14 protein-coding genes and 2 pseudogenes are annotated in these 18,963 nt (G+C 35.4%); 13 read left to right on the forward strand and 3 right to left on the reverse strand.

Annotated features, from left to right (window positions below; translation table 11 throughout):
- Window positions 1-177 precede the first annotated feature (177 nt).
- Window positions 178-1,185 carry a hypothetical protein gene (locus EZY12_11875; protein ID QSX70196.1) on the forward strand — a complete coding sequence of 336 codons (1,008 nt, stop codon included), beginning with the start codon at window positions 178-180 and terminating at the stop codon, window positions 1,183-1,185.
- Window positions 1,186-1,221: 36 nt separating this feature from the next.
- Here EZY12_11875 and EZY12_11880 read toward each other — a convergent pair whose 3' ends face one another.
- On the reverse strand, window positions 1,222-2,316 hold the full coding sequence (locus EZY12_11880; GenBank protein ID QSX70197.1) for a phosphotransacetylase family protein: 1,095 nt from the start codon (window positions 2,314-2,316) through the stop codon (window positions 1,222-1,224).
- 662 nt (window positions 2,317-2,978) lie between these two features.
- Between EZY12_11880 and EZY12_11885 the strand changes: the two genes are divergently transcribed.
- From EZY12_11885 to EZY12_11925, 9 genes and pseudogenes are all read left to right on the forward strand, one after another.
- The gene (locus tag EZY12_11885; GenBank protein ID QSX70198.1) at window positions 2,979-3,875 is read left to right on the forward strand and encodes an Rpn family recombination-promoting nuclease/putative transposase; all 897 of its coding nucleotides are present in this window, start codon (window positions 2,979-2,981) and stop codon (window positions 3,873-3,875) included.
- A 125-nt stretch (window positions 3,876-4,000) separates the two neighbouring features.
- Complete coding sequence (locus EZY12_11890) at window positions 4,001-4,885, forward strand: Rpn family recombination-promoting nuclease/putative transposase (GenBank protein QSX70199.1); 885 nt, start codon at window positions 4,001-4,003, stop codon at window positions 4,883-4,885.
- A gap of 125 nt (window positions 4,886-5,010) precedes the next feature.
- Window positions 5,011-5,883: a PD-(D/E)XK nuclease family transposase gene (locus EZY12_11895; GenBank protein QSX70200.1), complete on the forward strand. Its 873-nt coding sequence runs from the start codon at window positions 5,011-5,013 to the stop codon at window positions 5,881-5,883.
- Between the two features lie 119 nt (window positions 5,884-6,002).
- Window positions 6,003-6,851, forward strand: a complete 849-nt coding sequence (locus tag EZY12_11900; GenBank protein QSX70201.1) for a PD-(D/E)XK nuclease family transposase — start codon at window positions 6,003-6,005, stop codon at window positions 6,849-6,851.
- Window positions 6,852-6,970: 119 nt separating this feature from the next.
- Window positions 6,971-7,831 carry a PD-(D/E)XK nuclease family transposase gene (locus tag EZY12_11905; protein ID QSX70202.1) on the forward strand — a complete coding sequence of 287 codons (861 nt, stop codon included), beginning with the start codon at window positions 6,971-6,973 and terminating at the stop codon, window positions 7,829-7,831.
- A 119-nt stretch (window positions 7,832-7,950) separates the two neighbouring features.
- The gene (locus EZY12_11910; protein QSX70203.1) at window positions 7,951-8,787 is read left to right on the forward strand and encodes a PD-(D/E)XK nuclease family transposase; all 837 of its coding nucleotides are present in this window, start codon (window positions 7,951-7,953) and stop codon (window positions 8,785-8,787) included.
- A 125-nt stretch (window positions 8,788-8,912) separates the two neighbouring features.
- Window positions 8,913-9,737 carry a PD-(D/E)XK nuclease family transposase gene (locus EZY12_11915; GenBank protein ID QSX70204.1) on the forward strand — a complete coding sequence of 275 codons (825 nt, stop codon included), beginning with the start codon at window positions 8,913-8,915 and terminating at the stop codon, window positions 9,735-9,737.
- Window positions 9,738-9,995: 258 nt separating this feature from the next.
- Entirely contained in the window at window positions 9,996-12,095 is a 2,100-nt protein-coding gene (locus EZY12_11920; protein QSX70205.1) for a RecQ family ATP-dependent DNA helicase, read from the forward strand.
- Window positions 12,096-12,101: 6 nt separating this feature from the next.
- Window positions 12,102-13,076 (forward strand): annotated as a pseudogene (locus EZY12_11925) (DNA-protecting protein DprA).
- A 193-nt stretch (window positions 13,077-13,269) separates the two neighbouring features.
- Here EZY12_11925 and EZY12_11930 read toward each other — a convergent pair.
- A pseudogene (locus EZY12_11930) lies at window positions 13,270-13,455 on the reverse strand (addiction module protein).
- Window positions 13,456-13,517: 62 nt separating this feature from the next.
- Complete coding sequence (locus EZY12_11935; GenBank protein ID QSX70206.1) at window positions 13,518-13,739, reverse strand: addiction module protein; 222 nt, start codon at window positions 13,737-13,739, stop codon at window positions 13,518-13,520.
- A gap of 645 nt (window positions 13,740-14,384) precedes the next feature.
- Between EZY12_11935 and EZY12_11940 the strand changes: the two genes are divergently transcribed.
- From EZY12_11940 to EZY12_11950, 3 genes are all read left to right on the forward strand, one after another.
- Complete coding sequence (locus EZY12_11940) at window positions 14,385-15,926, forward strand: GTP-binding protein (GenBank protein ID QSX70207.1); 1,542 nt, start codon at window positions 14,385-14,387, stop codon at window positions 15,924-15,926.
- A gap of 112 nt (window positions 15,927-16,038) precedes the next feature.
- A complete protein-coding gene (locus EZY12_11945; protein ID QSX70208.1) occupies window positions 16,039-17,811 on the forward strand; it encodes a serine/threonine protein kinase in 1,773 nt (590 codons plus the stop codon).
- Between the two features lie 212 nt (window positions 17,812-18,023).
- Complete coding sequence (locus EZY12_11950) at window positions 18,024-18,809, forward strand: sigma-70 family RNA polymerase sigma factor (protein ID QSX70209.1); 786 nt, start codon at window positions 18,024-18,026, stop codon at window positions 18,807-18,809.
- Window positions 18,810-18,963: the final 154 nt, after the last annotated feature.

The following is an 18,963-nucleotide window of genomic DNA, read 5'->3' on the forward strand; positions in this document are numbered from 1 at the left end:
TAGTCTGAGATTTTGGCTTCACTCCTAAAGAAGATATTAAGAGTTTTTCAAGAATTTTAAAAAAATTAGAAGTAACATCAATAATTGATTTTAATTTGTATCCAAGTCCACAATTTAGTGACAAAATTTGCAAAATTAAAATACTAGCACAATTGCAATAGTAAGGAGTATGAAAAAATGCTGGCTTATCTTCTAGCTTTGGTAGTCGCTTTTGGTAGTCTCACCATTTATCTATCAGCCTTCTTTTTTCCAGAAATCCATCGCAAGAATGATTTCATCTGGAGTGGAGTTGGGCTATTCTACGCTTTAGTATTATGGATTTTTACACCTCGAATTACTGGGGGTTTGTTACTGGGTCATGTAGCTAGTGTGACGCTTTTGGTCTGGTTTGGCTGGCAAACCCTCTCATTACGGCGACAGTTAGTACCCGAAGGACAACAAACGCCTCTCCCCAGTCCTGAGCTAATTAAGGCAAGTTTCCAGGAACAAATGTCAAAATTTTCTGTGAAAGAGAAATTTGGACAATTAGCACAGTTCATTGGTAGTGTGTTTAGTGGTGCTAAAGCGGAGCTACAGCAGACTGTGAATAAAAAGCCAGTTATTAAAACTGCTGAGGAGATTTTGCAAACAAGCACTACTGAAGTAGCACAACCGTCAAAGTTACCAGATGAGTCCGTAACTGTTACTCCAGTAATTGTAACTGAAGCTTTGTCTGAGGAAACTGTTTCCCAATCTCCTGTTTTGGAAATGGTAGAACTAGCACCGACACAACCGTCTGTGAGTGAGGAGGAAGAAAAAGAGGTAATTCCGTCCACAGAATCACCGATAACGGCGGAAACTGAAATTGTGCTAGAGATAACTCAAACTGAGGTTGTGATTTCTGAAACTCCTACAGCAGCAGAAACTGTGGTGGAGATAACTCAAACTGAGATTGTGATTTCCGAAACTCCTACGGGAACGGAAACTGAAACTGTGGTAGAGATAACTCAAATTGATGTGGTGGTTGCAATAGAAGAAACTAGCGAAACTGCAAGTGAGCCAGAAGTAAGTTCCTCAAATCCAGTTACATCGGAGTTATTAACTGTAGAAACAGCCGAAAAATCTGATATGACCGTTGAGGAAGTTAAACCAGAAGGGGAAGCATTGCCAGAACAGATACCACTTAATAAACCAGTCGGGGAGTAATTAAGAGGATTTACGCTGCTGATTCCTATAAGCAAATTATGATAGTGCTGCCGCTGGATTGAATCCCAATTGGGATAATAAACGGTCAATATCAAAATGCTCAGACATTAATTGACGAATGCACTCTATTTTAATGGGTTCATGGACACGAACTTGACCAAAGGTGCGATCAATTATCTCTACTGTGGTGAGAGTGTCTAAATCCACGGATAAAATCGGGATTTCTAACTCTTCAGCCCGGTTGAGGATAAACGCAGGAGGTGGTAGTTGTCCAGTCAGGATGAGACATTGAGTCGATGTTTCTAAGGCTGCTTGTTGAATTTCAACGCGATCGCCTCCTGTCACTACTGCCATATTCCGGCGTTTACGGAAGTATTTGACGGCAGAGTTAACGTTCATCGCCCCAATGGCTAGACTTTCGACTAATAAATCAAGGCGATCGTTTCGACAGAGAACCTCAGCGTTTAACTGCTTGACTAATTCCCCTACACTCACACTGCGGAGGATATCGCTTTTGGGCAATGTTGCTAGTACGGAAATACCCTGTTTTTCTAGAAATGGGCTGAGGAGAGTTTGCACTAACTCCAATTTTTCGTGAGGAACTTCATTGATTACCACACCCATTAACCGTTTACCTAATTGCTGTTTAGCGAATAACAACGCCTCCACAGAGGTTAGTGATTGATAACGGCTGATTAATAGTACAGGAGCATCTAATTTTTCTGCTAATTCCAGTAAGGATAATCCAAATAAATTTCCTTCTGATAAGTTAGCAGGGCCTTCTAAGAGTATCAAATTACTCTTTGGTATTTGTGAATACTTCTGTACTAGTAACTGTTGATAGTTGGTTGTATCTTCTCCCTCTAAGCGTTTCTGGACGGTAATTTCATCCAAAGACAATAAGGTGGGAGCAATGCGGTTGTCTGGAAGGTTGAGGTTATGAGTAATGAACTGGACATCTTCTTCAACTACTGTTCCGGCAGATGTCTTGACAAAATTACCCAAAGGTTTGCCATAAGCAATATCCAAACCTTTTTGTTTTAGCTGATGAGACAAACCTAAAACTGTTGCAGATTTGCCACTATAAGCTTCAACTGATCCAACCAGCAAATATTTAGCAAGTGTTGGCACGTATGCACTCCTAATTTCAAAAGCTTGTAAAACTCAGCTAGGTGTCTACTAATTTTAGTGCAATAGGCGGAAGGTAAATAGCAATAGCTTTCCTAATCAAGTAAATTTTTAAAATTAAATGGGAATAAATCTAGCTGTGGTAGCTATTGTAGCGATTTTGATGAAGATAAAAATATCTGTTTAAATAAATAATTTATGTTTCTTGGTATATAGAAGCGATTATATTGAAGCTTTGATTTCTTCTCATGTCATTACATGATCTGGATTTGCTTCGTAATCAGTAATCCGAGGCTTGATAGATACTGTACAATAAATTATGTAGCTGGCTAATAAAATATGCAAGATACCCTAACTATTACAATTAATCCAGAACTAAAAGCAGCACTTTTATAAATTAAATTACTCAAGCTGAAGGTATATCTCCTGATAGTTTCATTGGTAAAGCTATTGAGGATTACATCTTTACCCACAAATTCCGCGCATTGCGTTCTTATTTAATGGAAAAGAGTCAAACAGTTTATACCGATGAGGAAATTTTTGAGATAATTTCATGAAGCTAGTTCTAGATACTAATGTTCTGATTCAGAAAATATTAGACAGAGTTTTCTCAATACATAGTTATTCAGCGAGTATTTGATTAAAATAATCTTGGAGGAGTAGTTATGTCCGCAAAATACTTTAATCCTTATACAGATTTCGGTTTTAAGAAACTGTTCGGAGAAGAGGGTAGTAAAGATTTACTCATTGATTTTCTCAACCAACTTCTACCAATACATCATCAAATTCAACAATTAACCTTTAAAAATCCAGAAAATCTAGCCGATACCATAGCAGAACGTAAAGCCATATTTGATATTTACTGCGAAAGTAAAACTGGTGATAAGTTTATTGTGGAAATGCAAAAAGCAAAAATCAAACATTTCAAAGATAGAGCCTTATTCTATTCCACATTCCCCATTCGTGAACAATCAGAAAAAGGCGATTGGAATTTCTTTTTACTACCCGTCTATTTTATCGCCATTTTAGATTTCGAGTATGACGAAAATACAACATCTAAATTTAGGCGCGATGTATGTCTAAAAGATCAAGATGGTGATATTTTCTTTGATAAGTTAAACTTTAAATTTTTACAAATGCCATTATTCAATAAACAGGAAAATGAATTAATAACGCATTTTGATAAATGGCTGTATTTTTTGAAGAACCTAGAAAGTTTTAATCATATACCCGCGATATTAAATGAACCAATATTTCAGAAAGGGTTTGAAATAGCGGAAATATCTCACTTAAATGTGGAGCAGTATGAACAATATAAGAAGAGTTTAGTGCAGTATTTAGAAGTGAAAAATGTATTTGATACAGCCTTTGAGGAAGGTGAAAAGGTCGGTATTGAGAAGGGGATTGAGAGGGGTATTGAGAAGGGGATTGAGAGGGGTATTGAGAAGGGTATTGAGAAGGGTATTGAGAAGGTTGCCAAAGCATTGAAAGAGCAAAATATAGCTATAGAAATTATTGCAGAATCAACTGGTTTATCTTATGAAGCTATTAAAAGAATTTAAGCGAATTATACCAATTGATAGACTTGCGCCCATTTTTTGTACTATACAGAAAATATTAGACAGAGTTTTCTAAATACATAGTTATTCAGCGAGTATTTCATTAAAATAATCTTGGAGGAGTAGTTATGTCCGCAAAATACTTTAATCCTTATACAGATTTCGGTTTTAAGAAACTGTTCGGAGAAGAAGGCAGTAAAGATTTACTCATTGATTTTCTCAACCAACTTCTACCAATACATCATCAAATTCAACAATTAACCTTTAAAAATCCGGAAAATCTAGCTGATACCATAGCAGAACGTAAAGCCATATTTGATATTTACTGCGAAAGTAAAACTGGTGATAAGTTTATTGTGGAAATGCAAAAAGCAAAAATCAAGCATTTCAAAGATAGAGCCTTATTCTATTCCACATTCCCCATTCGTGAACAATCAGAAAAAGGCGATTGGAATTTCTTTTTACTACCCGTCTATTTTATCGCCATTTTAGATTTCGAGTATGACGAAAATACAACATCTAAATTTAGGCGCGATGTATGTCTAAAAGATCAAGATGGTGATATTTTCTTTGATAAGTTAAACTTTAAATTTTTACAAATGCCATTATTTAATAAACAAGAAAATGAATTAATAACACATTTCGATAAATGGCTGTATTTTTTGAAGAACTTAGAAAGTTTTAATCATATACCCGTGATATTAAATGAACCAATATTTCAGAAAGGGTTTGAAATAGCGGAAATATCTCACCTAAACGTGGAGCAGTATGAACAATATAAGAAGAGTTTAGTCCAGTATTTAGAAGTGAAAAATGTATTTGATACAGCCTTTGAAGAAGGTGAGAAGGTCGGTATTGAGAAGGGTATTGAGAAGGGTATTGAAAAGGGCATTGAGAAGGGTATTGAGAAAGGTATTGAGAAGGTTGCCAAAGCATTGAAAGAGCAAAATATAGCTATAGAAATTATTGCAGAATCAACTGGTTTATCTTATGAAGCTATTAAAAGAATTTAAGCGAATTATACCAATTGATAGACTTGCGCCCATTTTTTGTGCTATACAGAAAATATTAGACAGAGTTTTCTAAATACATAGTTATTCAGCGAGTATTTCATTAAAATAATCTTGGAGGAGTAGTTATGTCCGCAAAATACTTTAATCCTTATACAGATTTCGGTTTTAAGAAACTGTTCGGAGAAGAAGGCAGTAAAGATCTACTCATTGATTTTCTCAACCAACTTCTACCAATACATCATCAAATTCAACAATTAACCTTTAAAAATCCAGAAAATCTAGCCGATACCATAGCAGAACGTAAAGCCATATTTGATATTTACTGCGAAAGTAAAACTGGTGATAAGTTTATTGTGGAAATGCAAAAAGCAAAAATCAAACATTTCAAAGATAGAGCCTTATTCTATTCCACATTCCCCATTCGTGAACAATCAGAAAAAGGCGATTGGAATTTCTTTTTACTACCCGTCTATTTTATCGCCATTTTAGATTTCGAGTATGACGAAAATACAACATCTAAATTTAGGCGCGATGTATGTCTAAAAGATCAAGATGGTGATATTTTCTTTGATAAGTTAAACTTTAAATTTTTACAAATGCCATTATTTAATAAACAAGAAAATGAATTAATAACGCATTTTGATAAATGGCTGTATTTTTTGAAGAACTTAGAAAGTTTTAATCATATACCCGTGATATTAAATGAACCAATATTTCAGAAAGGGTTTGAAATAGCGGAAATATCTCACCTAAACGTGGAGCAGTATGAACAATATAAGAAGAGTTTAGTCCAGTATTTAGAAGTGAAAAATGTATTTGATACAGCCTTTGAAGAAGGTGAAAAAGTCGGTATTGAGAAGGGCATTGAGAAAGGTATTGAGAAGGGTATTGAGAAGGGCATTGAGAAGGTTGCCAAAGCATTGAAAGAGCAAAATATAGCTATAGAAATTATTGCAGAATCAACTGGTTTATCTTATGAAGCTATTAAAAGAATTTGAGTGAATAATTCCAATTGATAGACTTGCGCTGATTTTTTGTGCTATACAGGAAATATTAGACAGAGTTTTCTAAAGTTATTCAGCGAGTATTTCATTAAAATAATCTTAGAGGAATAGTTATGTCCGCAAAATACTTTAATCCTTATACAGATTTTGGCTTTAAGAAACTGTTCGGTGAAGAGGGTAGTAAAGATTTACTCATTGATTTTCTCAACCAACTTCTACCAATACATCATCAAATTCAACAATTAACCTTTAAAAATCCGGAAAATCTAGCCGATACTATAGCAGAACGTAAAGCCATATTTGATATTTACTGCGAAAGTAAAACTGGTGATAAGTTTATTGTGGAAATGCAAAAAGCAAAAATCAAACATTTCAAAGATAGAGCCTTATTCTATTCCACATTCCCCATTCGTGAACAATCAGAAAAAGGCGATTGGAATTTCTTTTTACTACCCGTCTATTTTATCGCCATTTTAGATTTCGAGTATGATGAAAATACAACATCTAAATTTAGGCGCGATGTATGTCTAAAAGATCAAGATGGTGATATTTTCTTTGATAAGTTAAACTTTAAATTTTTACAAATGCCATTATTTAATAAACAAGAAGATGAATTAATAACGCATTTTGATAAATGGCTGTATTTTTTGAAGAACTTAGAAACTTTTAATCATATACCCGTGATATTAAATGAACCAATATTTCAGAAAGGGTTTGAAATAGCGGAAATATCTCACTTAAATGTGGAGCAGTATGAACAATATAAGAAGAGTTTAGTGCAGTATCTAGAAGTGAAAAATGTATTTGATACAGCCTTTGAAGAAGGTGAGAAGGTCGGTATTGAGAAGGGTATTGAGAAGGGTATTGAGAAGGTTGCCAAAGCATTGAAAGAGCAAAATATAGCTATAGAAATTATTGCAGAATCAACTGGTTTATCTTATGAAGCTATTAAAAGAATTTGAGTGAATAATGCCAATTGATAGACTTGCGCTGATTTTTTGTGCTATACAGGAAATATTAGACAGAGTTTTCTAAAGTTATTCAGCGAGTATTTCATTAAAATAATCTTAGAGGAATAGTTATGTCCGCAAAATACTTTAATCCTTATACAGATTTTGGCTTTAAGAAACTGTTCGGTGAAGAGGGTAGTAAAGATTTACTCATTGATTTTCTCAACCAACTTCTACCAATACATCATCAAATTCAACAATTAACCTTTAAAAATCCGGAAAATCTAGCCGATACTATAGCAGAACGTAAAGCCATATTTGATATTTACTGCGAAAGTAAAACTGGTGATAAGTTTATTGTGGAAATGCAAAAAGCAAAAATCAAGCATTTCAAAGATAGAGCCTTATTCTATTCCACATTCCCCATTCGTGAACAATCAGAAAAAGGCGATTGGAATTTCTTTTTACTACCCGTCTATTTTATCGCCATTTTAGATTTCGAGTATGACGAAAATACAACATCTAAATTTAGGCGTGATGTATGTCTAAAAGATCAAGATGGTGATATTTTCTTTGATAAGTTAAACTTTAAATTTTTACAAATGCCATTATTTAATAAACAAGAAAATGAATTAATAACGCATTTTGATAAATGGCTGTATTTTTTGAAGAACTTAGAAACTTTTAATCATATACCCGTGATATTAAATGAACCAATATTTCAGAAAGGGTTTGAAATAGCGGAAATATCTCACTTAAATGTGGAGCAGTATGAACAATATAAGAAGAGTCTAGTGCAGTATTTAGAAGTGAAAAATGTATTTGATACAGCCTTTGAAGAAGGTGAGAAGGTCGGTATTGAGAAGGGTATTGAGAAGGGTATTGAGAAGGGCATTGAGAAGGTTGCCAAAGCATTGAAAGAGCAAAATATAGCTATAGAAATTATTGCAGAATCAACTGGTTTATCTTATGAAGCTATTAAAAGAATTTGAGTGAATAATGCCAATTGATAGACTTGCGCTGATTTTTTGTGCTATACAGGAAATATTAGACAGAGTTTTCTAAAGTTATTCAGCGAGTATTTCATTAAAATAATCTTAGAGGAATAGTTATGGCTGCAAAATACTTTAATCCTTATACAGATTTTGGCTTTAAGAAACTGTTCGGAGAAGAAGGCAGTAAAGATCTACTCATTGATTTTCTCAACCAACTTCTACCAATACATCATCAAATTCAACAATTAACCTTTAAAAATCCGGAAAATCTAGCTGATACCATAGCAGAACGTAAAGCCATATTTGATATTTATTGCGAAAGTAAAACTGGTGATAAGTTTATTGTGGAAATGCAAAAAGCAAAAATCAAGCATTTCAAAGATAGAGCCTTATTCTATTCCACATTCCCCATTCGTGAACAATCAGAAAAAGGCGATTGGAATTTCTTTTTACTACCTGTCTATTTTATCGCCATTTTAGATTTTGAGTATGACGAAAATACAACATCTAAATTTAGGCGCGATGTATGTCTAAAAGATCAAGATGGTGATATTTTCTTTGATAAGTTAAATTTTAAATTTTTACAAATGCCATTATTTAATAAACAAGAAAATGAATTAATAACGCATTTTGATAAATGGCTGTATTTTTTGAAGAACTTAGAAACTTTTAATCATATACCCGTGATATTAAATGAACCAATATTTCAGAAAGGGTTTGAAATAGCGGAAATATCTCACTTAAATGTGGAGCAGTATGAACAATATAAGAAGAGTTTAGTCCAGTATTTAGAAGTGAAAAATGTATTTGATACAGCCTTTGAAGAAGGTGAGAAGGTCGGTATTGAGAAGGGTATTGAGAAGGTTGCCAAAGCATTGAAAGAGCAAAATATAGCTATAGAAATTATTGCAGAATCAACTGGTTTATCTTATGAAGCTATTAAAAGAATTTGAGTGAATAATGCCAATTGATAGACTTGCGCCCATTTTTTGTGCTATACAGAAAATATTAGACAGAGTTTTCTAAATACATAGTTATTCAGCGAGTATTCCATTAAAATAATCTTGGAGGAGTAGTTATGTCCGCAAAATACTTTAATCCTTATACAGATTTCGGTTTTAAGAAACTGTTCGGAGAAGAAGGCAGTAAAGATCTACTCATGGATTTTCTCAACCAACTTCTACCAATACATCATCAAATTCAACAATTAACCTTTAAAAATCCAGAAAATCTAGCTGATACCATAGCAGAACGTAAAGCCATATTTGATATTTACTGCGAAAGTAAAACTGGTGATAAGTTTATTGTGGAAATGCAAAAAGCAAAAATCAAGCATTTCAAAGATAGAGCCTTATTCTATTCCACATTCCCCATTCGTGAACAATCAGAAAAAGGCGATTGGAATTTCTTTTTACTACCCGTCTATTTTATCGCCATTTTAGATTTCGAGTATGACGAAAATACAACATCTAAATTTAGGCGCGATGTATGTCTAAAAGATCAAGATGGTGATATTTTCTTTGATAAGTTAAACTTTAAATTTTTACAAATGCCATTATTTAATAAACAAGAAAATGAATTAATAACGCATTTTGATAAATGGCTGTATTTTTTGAAGAACTTAGAAACTTTTAATCATATACCCGTGATATTAAATGAACCGATATTTCAGAAAGGGTTTGAAATAGCGGAAATATCTCACTTAAATGTGGAGCAGTATGAACAATATAAGAAGAGTCTAGTGCAGTATTTAGAAGTGAAAAATGTATTTGATACAGCCTTTGAAGAAGGTGAGAAGGCCGGTATTGAGAAGGTTGCCAAAGCATTGAAAGAGCAAAATATAGCTATAGAAATTATTGCAGAATCAACTGGCTTATCTTATGAAACTATTAAAAGAATTTGAGCGAATAATGCCAATTGATAGACTTTGCGATAGCGTAAGCGCTGCTGCAAGCAGTTCGCCTAATCACCGCCGAAGAAAAACACGCGATCTCATTACCGACTTTAACCCCACGGAAGGCGATTCCTAGGAATCGCACGCACCACATCCCAAACATCACTTCACGCTTATAGTAAGCATAAATATATTGATCGTCTTAATATAAATAGTGCTGGCTACCTTTTATGCTACAACATTATGGTAAACAGATGATTAACATATATGACAAGCATACTCAAAGAACAAGCATTATTCCTTCTGCGTCAGGCTTTGAATAACCCAACTGCTAATTTTCGTGATGGACAATGGGAAGCTGTTGAAGAATTACTACTGAACAAATCGCGGTTACTCGTCGTTCAACGCACAGGTTGGGGAAAAAGTCTAGTTTATTTTTTAGCAACTCGCTTATTAAGAGATCAAGGTGGTGGTTGCACTCTTTTGATTTCCCCTCTCCTAGCATTAATGCGAAACCAAATTACAGCCGCACAACGCATTGGAGTAAAAGCCGAAACAATTAACTCTAGTAATCCAGATGATTGGAGATTTATAGAAACAAAGTTGTTAGCAAATCAAGTAGATATCCTTCTAATTTCCCCTGAAAGATTAGCTAATGAAGATTTTAGAGACAATATTCTTTTACCATTATCTCAAAAAATCGGGTTATTTGTAGTTGATGAAGCTCATTGTATTTCTGACTGGGGACATGATTTTCGTCCTGATTATCGCCGGATTGTGAGAATTTTACAAGCATTACCGCAAAATATTCCTGTTTTGACTACAACTGCTACAGCTAATAATCGAGTAGTTGATGATATTAAAACTCAATTGGGAGAAAATTTGCGTATTTCTAGAGGTGATTTAACTAGAAAAAGTTTGCGTTTACAAAACATTTATCTTCCCAGTCAAGCAGCAAGATTAGCTTGGTTAGCTCAACATCTGCCTCAATTACCTGGAAGTGGTATTATTTACGCATTAACTGTCCGTGATGCTCAACGAGTTGCTGATTGGTTAAAAACCCAAGATATTAATGCTAAAGCCTATTATGGGGATGTAGATCCTGAGATTCGCATAGGATTAGAAGACGAATTACTCAACAATAAAATTAAAGTATTGGTCGCAACAACAGCTTTAGGTATGGGTTTTGATAAACCAGATTTAGGCTTTGTCATTCATTACCAAAGACCTGGTTCTGTTGTCCACTATTATCAGCAAGTAGGACGAGCAGGTAGAGCGGTGGAAACAGCCTACGGTATTCTGTTAAACGGTGATGAAGATGATGAAATTACTAACTACTTCATTAATACAGCATTTCCTCCCCAAAGACATACAGAAGAAGTATTAGCTGTAATTAATTCTGCGGAAAATGGAATTTCTGTTAACCAAATAGAACAACAAATAAATCTTTCCCAAGGACAAATTAATAAAGTTTTGAAATTACTATCTTTGGAATTTCCCACACCAGTTACTAAGAGAAATACTAACTGGTATGCTAACCCAGTTAACTATCAAATTGATCATCAGAAAATTGCAGAAATAACCCAAATTCGCCGAAATGAACAACAGCGAATGGCAGATTATATGCAAAGTCAAAAATGCTTAATGGCTTTTTTAGCAGCAGAATTAGATGATCCAAATCCACAAGAATGTGGTAAATGTGCTGTATGTTTGGGTAAGCCATTATTGCCAGAAAATTTTTCCAATGAACTTGTAAATCAAGCAATTTTATATTTACGTCGTAGTAATCAAATTATTGAACCGCGCAAAAAGTGGATTAAAGAATCATTAACAAATTATGGCTTTTCTGGAAATATTAAAGAAAATTTAAGAGCAGAGGAGGGAAGAATCTTATCTCTCTGGGGTGATGCAGGTTGGGGAGAATTAGTCAAGAAAGGAAAATATCGAGATAATCATTTTGATGATGCACTTGTACAGGCTACTTTTGAGATGATTCAACGTTGGAAACCTCAAGCTTTTCCCACTTGGGTAACTTGTGTTCCTTCCTTAAATCGGCCAGAACTTGTACCTGATTTTGCGAAAAGACTTGCTGAAAAATTAGGTTTACCATTTAAACCTGTTGTCCGCAAAATTCGTCCAACACTGTTACAAAAACAGATGAATAACAGTTATCAACAAGCTCATAATTTAGATGGATCTTTTGCAATTGATTATTGGGAAGGAATGAGTGGTAATGTATTCTTAATTGATGATATAGTAGATTCCCGTTGGACTTTTACGGTCATTGCAGCACTTTTGCGTAATGCTAGAAGTGGATTAGTTTATCCTGTAGCATTAGCTCTTAATTCATTAGGTCAATCAGATTAGAAAATTATGTTAAATCATATCCTAGCACCAGATACTCAAGCAATTTTGCTGTTGTGCGCCAGTTTTGGACAAAATCGTCAAATTGAACCCCTACCTCTGACTCTGGGTGAATATAACTTGTTAACAGATTGGTTGCGGGAAAATCAAATGCGTCCAGCAGATTTATTGGAAACAACAGCAAAAGCGCAGTTACAAAAAATAACTCACAATAAACTTAACCCTGATAGGCTTTTAGCTTTATTAGAACGGGGTGCAATGTTAAGTTTTGCAGTGGAAAAATGGACAAGTCGCGGTTTATGGATATTGGGACGCAGTGACGCTAAATATCCCAAACGTTTTAAGCAAATATTGAAACATTCAGCACCAGCGATAATTTATGGGGTTGGGAATGCAGAATTATTATCTTTAGGAGGATTAGCAATTGTAGGTTCTCGTGATGTAGATGAGGATATTATTCACTACACACGCAAAGTTGCCCAAACTTGTTCTCAACAAAGCATACAAGTTATTTCTGGTGGTGCAAGAGGAATAGATCAAGAATCAATGTTAGGTATTTTGGATCATGGAGGAACGTCTATTGGTGTGTTAGCTGATAATTTGACTAAAGCAGCAGTCAATAGTAAATATCGTTCTAGTATTCAAGAAGGTAGATTAACTTTAATTTCTAGCTATGATCCTGATGCTGGTTTTAACACAGGTAATGCAATGGGACGGAATAAATATATTTATAGTTTAGCAGATTATGCCTTAGTTGTTAATTCTACTTTTGGAAAAGGTGGAACTTGGGCTGGTGCGGTAGAAGCATTATCTAAACTGAAAGAAATTCCTATATTTGTAAAAATGGCATCTTCAGTACCAGAAGGAAATCAGCAATTATATAATCAAGGTGCAAAACCATTTCCTTCAGACTTTGAAAATGGTGATTTGCGGGAGATGTTAACAGAAACTATAGCTAATTTTGAATCTGTAAAAAATGAAGTTAATCAAGCAGATATTCAACTTTCTTTGTTATAATTCAATAATATCAACAACCTTGTTGTCCTCTAATTGAAGCTTTAATTTCCTCTCATGTCATTACATTACAGCACTTCCTTTGTGTTATGAGGTACAAGAACCCCACCCCCAACCCCCTCCCCGCAAGCGATGAGGGGGCTAAGATGTACCTCATAAGAGCGGAAACCGCTGTATCTGGATTTGCTTCGTAATCAGTAATCCGATGATCAAGTTCTCGTTTTTGCGCTGCTGTTAAATCGGGATAAGCTTATTCTGCTGCTATACTTTCTAAAATCTCTTGTACAATCTGAATTCTATCTGCAATACTCAGGGCTTTGATTTCATTTAAAGTTAAATTGATGTCCATGTTAATTTACCTTAATAGGAAGATAAGGCATACATCTATTTTCTAGTGTAGGCGATCGCTCATTATTTGCCTCTAATTGAAGTTTTAATTTCCTCCCATGTCATGACATCATCTGGATTTGCTTCGTAATCATTAATCCGACGATCAAGTTCTCGTTTTTGCGCTGCTGTTAAATCGGGATAAGCCTGTTCTGCTGCTATACTTCCTAAAATCTCTTGTACAATCTGAATTCTATCTGCAATACTCAGGGCTTTGATTTCATTTAAAGTTACACTGATGTCCATGTTAATTTACCTCAATAGGAAGATAAGGTATTTATCTATTTTCTAGGATAAGCGATCGCTCATGGGATTTTGAAAGTATTGATCAACTCCAGTTTTTCTGACGCTTGAGTCTAGAAAGTCCTTATTTTCAAGCATAGCTGATTGCTCTACACATTGAGTTAATTTAATTGAGCGATCTCTTACTTCAACATCACTATCTTAGAGAACTCCACAAAAAAATGAACTGCTTGCAGCAGTGCTTCGCTATCCAATCTTGTGGGATGGGCATCCTGCCCGTCCTTGTATTATTAGCAGGCAAGATGCCTGCTCCACAAGAGAATTTGGGATACTTTTTTTTTTGAAAGTCTCTTACAGTTAAAGTCTTCCTTGATGTTGGGTTTATTTATCCTTGTATAATCGTAAGAAATCTCAAATGTCTATGGCTCAACGTCATAGAGCATAATTAAAAGTAGTATTAATGACATTTTTTATCCCTTAATGATGAGAGACATTTATGTTATTACCTATTAGTAAATTCTGTACCTTGATTTGAGTTAGAATAAAAATTAATTTTCCCTTGATGTTTTTTAAAGACAATTCCATGAGTAATTGCTAACTCTAAACCAGTACAAAAACTTAATATATAAATACTAAATTTTATTATTCATGCCCTTATCCCGCATAGTTACACTGATTGTTGGCCTGATCGTCATTTTGGCGTTAACCCTATGGCTAATTGATTCTCTCTCCCGGCTTTACTGGCAGTTGTCCTATTCGCCATTGTTAGGTAATTTACTGTTATTACTGCTAGTTTTACTGATTGGTGGTTTAATTGCTGCTTTTGTTTATTATGTCTTGGTGCTGCGGAAAGGAGAGGAAAAATCCCGTCGGCAACGTCCCAGGGTGACTGCTGCCCAAATCCCTGCGGCTAAATCCGATGCAGCTTCTTCGACTTTGCAAGCTGTCCGTCAACAAGTAGCCCAAATTCAAGATGAAGTCACCCGTCAAGCTTTATTGAGTCGCACTAAGGAAATTGAGGCAAATTTAGCTAGAGGTGAGATTCAAGTTGTGGTTTTTGGCACAGGGAGTGCTGGAAAAACTTCTCTGGTCAATGCCATTATGGGGCGGATAGTTGGTGAAGTCAATGCGCCAATGGGAACAACTCAGGTAGGAGAAACCTATTGTTTACGCTTGAAGGGTTTGGAACGGAAAATATTAATTACTGATACTCCAGGGATTTTAGAACCAGGGGTAGCGGGTACGGAACGGGAACAACTGGCCAGGGCTTTAGCGACGGAAGCGGATTTATTGTTATTTGTGGTAGATAATGATTTACGCCGTTCTGAATATGAACCATTGCGGGGTTTAGCGGAAATTGGCAAGCGATCGCTTTTAGTTCTCAATAAAACAGATTTATACACAGAGACTGATATAGAATCCATCTTGGCCAGATTGCGGGAACGAGTTCGGGGTTTTATTGCTACTAATGATGTGGTAGCGATCGCTGCTAATCCCCAAATAGCACAATTAGAAACCGGCGAAACTTTCCAACCAGAAGCCGATATTATCCCCCTACTACGACGCATGGCTTCTATTTTACGCGCCGAAGGTGAAGACCTGGTAGCAGATAATATTCTCTTACAATCTCTGCGTTTAGGAGAAGAAGCCCGCAAACTGATAGACTCTCAGCGTCGCCGTCAAGCTGATAAAATTGTTGACCGTTATCAATGGATTGGTGCAGGCGTAGTTTCTGTCACCCCATTACCGATGGTAGACTTACTGGCAACCGCTGCCGTTAATGCCCAAATGGTCGTAGAAATTGGTAGACTCTACGGTTGTGATTTAAACATGGAACGGGGCAAGGAATTAGCCCTATCTTTAGGTAAAACCATTGCCGGGTTAGGTATCGTTAAAGGGGCAATTGAATTATTATCAACGGCTTTACAACTGAATGTGGCTACTTTTATTGTAGGGAGAGCAATTCAAGGGGTGACAGCCGCATATTTAACCCGGATTGCCGGGAAAAGCTTTATTGAATATTTTCGTCATGATCAAGATTGGGGTGATGGGGGAATGACAGAAGTAGTGCAACAACAATTTCAAATTAATCGTCGAGATGAGTTTATCAAAGTTTTTATTCAAGAAGCGATCGCTAAAGTCGTAAAACCATTAACTGATACTTTTGCAGAAAAAGAAGATCATAAGTAAAAATACTGGAATTATTATGAAATATTTCACATACTGAATTATTGTCTAGAATTCCGGAAAATAGCAGCCGATGTCAGAAAAGATATATAAGGATTTCTGAGTAATTAGGATCATGAACAACCAGATGATCGGCAAAGTATTACAAGAGCGTTACCAAATTGTTCAACCACTTAGCAGCGGAGTGTTTGGACAAACATTTATCGCTATGGATATGTACCACCCAGAAAAACCTAGATATGTTGTCAAACAACTCAAGGTTAATAACTATCAATCTACCTCTTATTTTGACTACCTCAGATTGCGGTTTTTAACAGAGACTGAAACCCTTAAACATTTAGGTCGTCATCCCCAAATTCCTGAACTGATTAACTGCTTTGAAGAAAATGAACGTTTTTATTTAGTCCAAGAATTTATTCCTGGAGAGTCTTTAGCAGCGGAATTACCAAGTAGCCCCCAAAGTCGAGGTAAGTGGAGTGAAATTGATGTGATCAAGTTTCTAGAAGATGCTCTATCTATTCTGGAATTTGTTCATTCTCAAGGCTTTATTCATTGCGATATTAAACCAGAAAATTTAATTAGACGAGCTATAGATGCCAGATTAGTATTAATTGATTTTGGCTCAATTCAACCAATAGACTTTAGTATTGAAACAGAATTTTTCATAGATCAAATTCCTGTCACATCCTTGGGTTATATTCCTCCAGAACAATTCATTGGACAAACTCAACCCAATAGTGACCTGTATTCCTTGGGAATAATTGCGATTCAAGCTATTACAGGACTTTTACCTCTGCAATTAGAAATTGATGCTGAAACTAATGAAATTATCTGGTGTGATGATGATACACATATTAATGATTATTTAGTTGCTTTCTTAAATCAAATGATCCGTTATCACCATCAGGAACGGTTTCAATCTGCTCATGAAGCACTATGGGTACTTAAGCATATAGAATGGGAAAATAACCCAGCAGAAATACAAATAGCCGAGTCTCAATTATCTTATAAAACTAATGAAAATACATATCAAAAATCACAACCACTACTAGCAGGATTGCGGTTAGGTTTATTGGTTAATTCCGTGCTGCTAGGATTGGGAGTATATTCTTTATTTAATAATTCGCAAGCTTACTCAGCTACAGAAACTTTATATAAAGCCATAGCCAGATATCAATCTGGAGATCTACAAAAAGCGATTAATTTAGCTCGGTCAATCCCGCTTGATAGTAATGTTTATCCAGAAGCTCAAGCCTCAATTGAAGAATGGCAAAAACAATGGCAACAAGAAGCAGCACATTATATTTTAGCTGAAAAAGCTCTCAAAGAAAGTCGGTGGACAGATGTATTATCTCATGCTCCTAAAGCTCCAATTAATTCCTATTGGCAATCAAAAATCCAGCCCCTAGTTAAACAAGCAAAAGTAAATATTGAAGCACAAACACAAGCTTTATTAGCAAAAGCTTATGCAAAAGCCGAAGAGAGAGATTTCTCAACAGCTTTATATTACTTACAACAAATACCAGAAGAAAGCTCCGCTGGTGCTATGGTTAAACAGAAATTAGCTGAATACAATCAAAAACGTCAAGTTAGATCAGGATACTATTTATATCAGGCACACAATCAAGCATCTGTAGGTGACTTTTTTGGAGCTATTAAACTCCTCGAAAGAGTTCCCAAAGATACTCATGTCTATGCACAAGCAAAAGTTAAACTACAAGAATATGCCCAAAAATTGCGTTTACGTGATCAACAACAAGAATTAGCTACACTAAAAACAGTTCCCCTTGCTGAAGGGCAACACACACATACTGAAAAAAACACCATTCAGCGGAGAGTATCTTTTCAACCAGAAGATTATTTACAGGAAGTAAATATTCGTAATTAAGTTTAAATATGGGGAATAGAAGATAATTTTCCCAATTTCCCCCCATGATTTATTTTTACGTATTATAACTGAGCCTTGTATTGAGTTTGACGGAAATTTCAGTAAAATAACTATAGCTTATTTAGCCTGAACTAAGGAGAATGTGGACAGGCATAAAAATAATATACGCAAATCCATTATTTGTACACAGAGATTAATACAAAGGAATTAATATGACATTCAATGAGTTCTCTAGCCGTTCTGATGGTATTGATCTATTATACCTGTATCACCAAAATCCCTCTATTCAGCTACGTAACCAGTTAGTAGAATTACATAAGGGGTTAGTGCGAAAAATCGCCTCTAAATTTAGCCAAAAATGTTATGAACCTTATGAAGATTTGGAGCAAATCGGATATTTTGGCTTAATTAGAGCAATTGAACGTTTTGATCCTCATCAGGGATGCGCTCTTAGTTCCTTTGCTGTACCGTATATTCGTGGTGAAATTCTTCATTTTTTACGCGATAACTCTACTTTATTAAAAATTCCCCGTCGTTGTCAAGAACTTTACAATCAAGGGCAAAAAATTCGCAGAGAATTAGCCATATCTTTAAATCATCCCCCCACAGAAATTGAAATTGCTAACAAGCTGCATATATCCCTGGAAGAGTGGCAAGAAACCAAGTTAGCAGCCCAAAATCGAATGCCTCTGAGTCTAGATAATACAACATCTAATTATGTAAATTCCCCAGTCACCTGGGTTGATTTGCTTCCCTGTCAACATACTACCGCACTTCAGCAACAACAAGAAGAACAACAGCAGCTAGAAGGAGCAATAAGTATGCTAGATGATAAACCTAGAATGGCAGTGGAGTTAGTATTTGTTGAACAATTAACTCGCAAGGATGCTGCTAAGAAGATTGGGGCTACACCAATAACAGTAACACGATATCTGCAACAAGGTCTGCAACAGTTGATTACTTATTTACAACCAGCTACTATTGCTACTGGATCTTGAAATACTGGCAAAAAATACGGAGGTTGATAGTTTTTGGCATTTTGGCATTTTTTCGACTTGGTGCATTGCTATTCTGGGTACGCGAATGTCTTTGTGCGATAATTCCGACTTGCAGAATCCCTCGGTCCACAACTGAGGGTCTTTTTTTATCTAT

This window comes from Dolichospermum sp. DET69 (genome assembly GCA_017355425.1).
Classification (GTDB): domain Bacteria; phylum Cyanobacteriota; class Cyanobacteriia; order Cyanobacteriales; family Nostocaceae; genus Dolichospermum.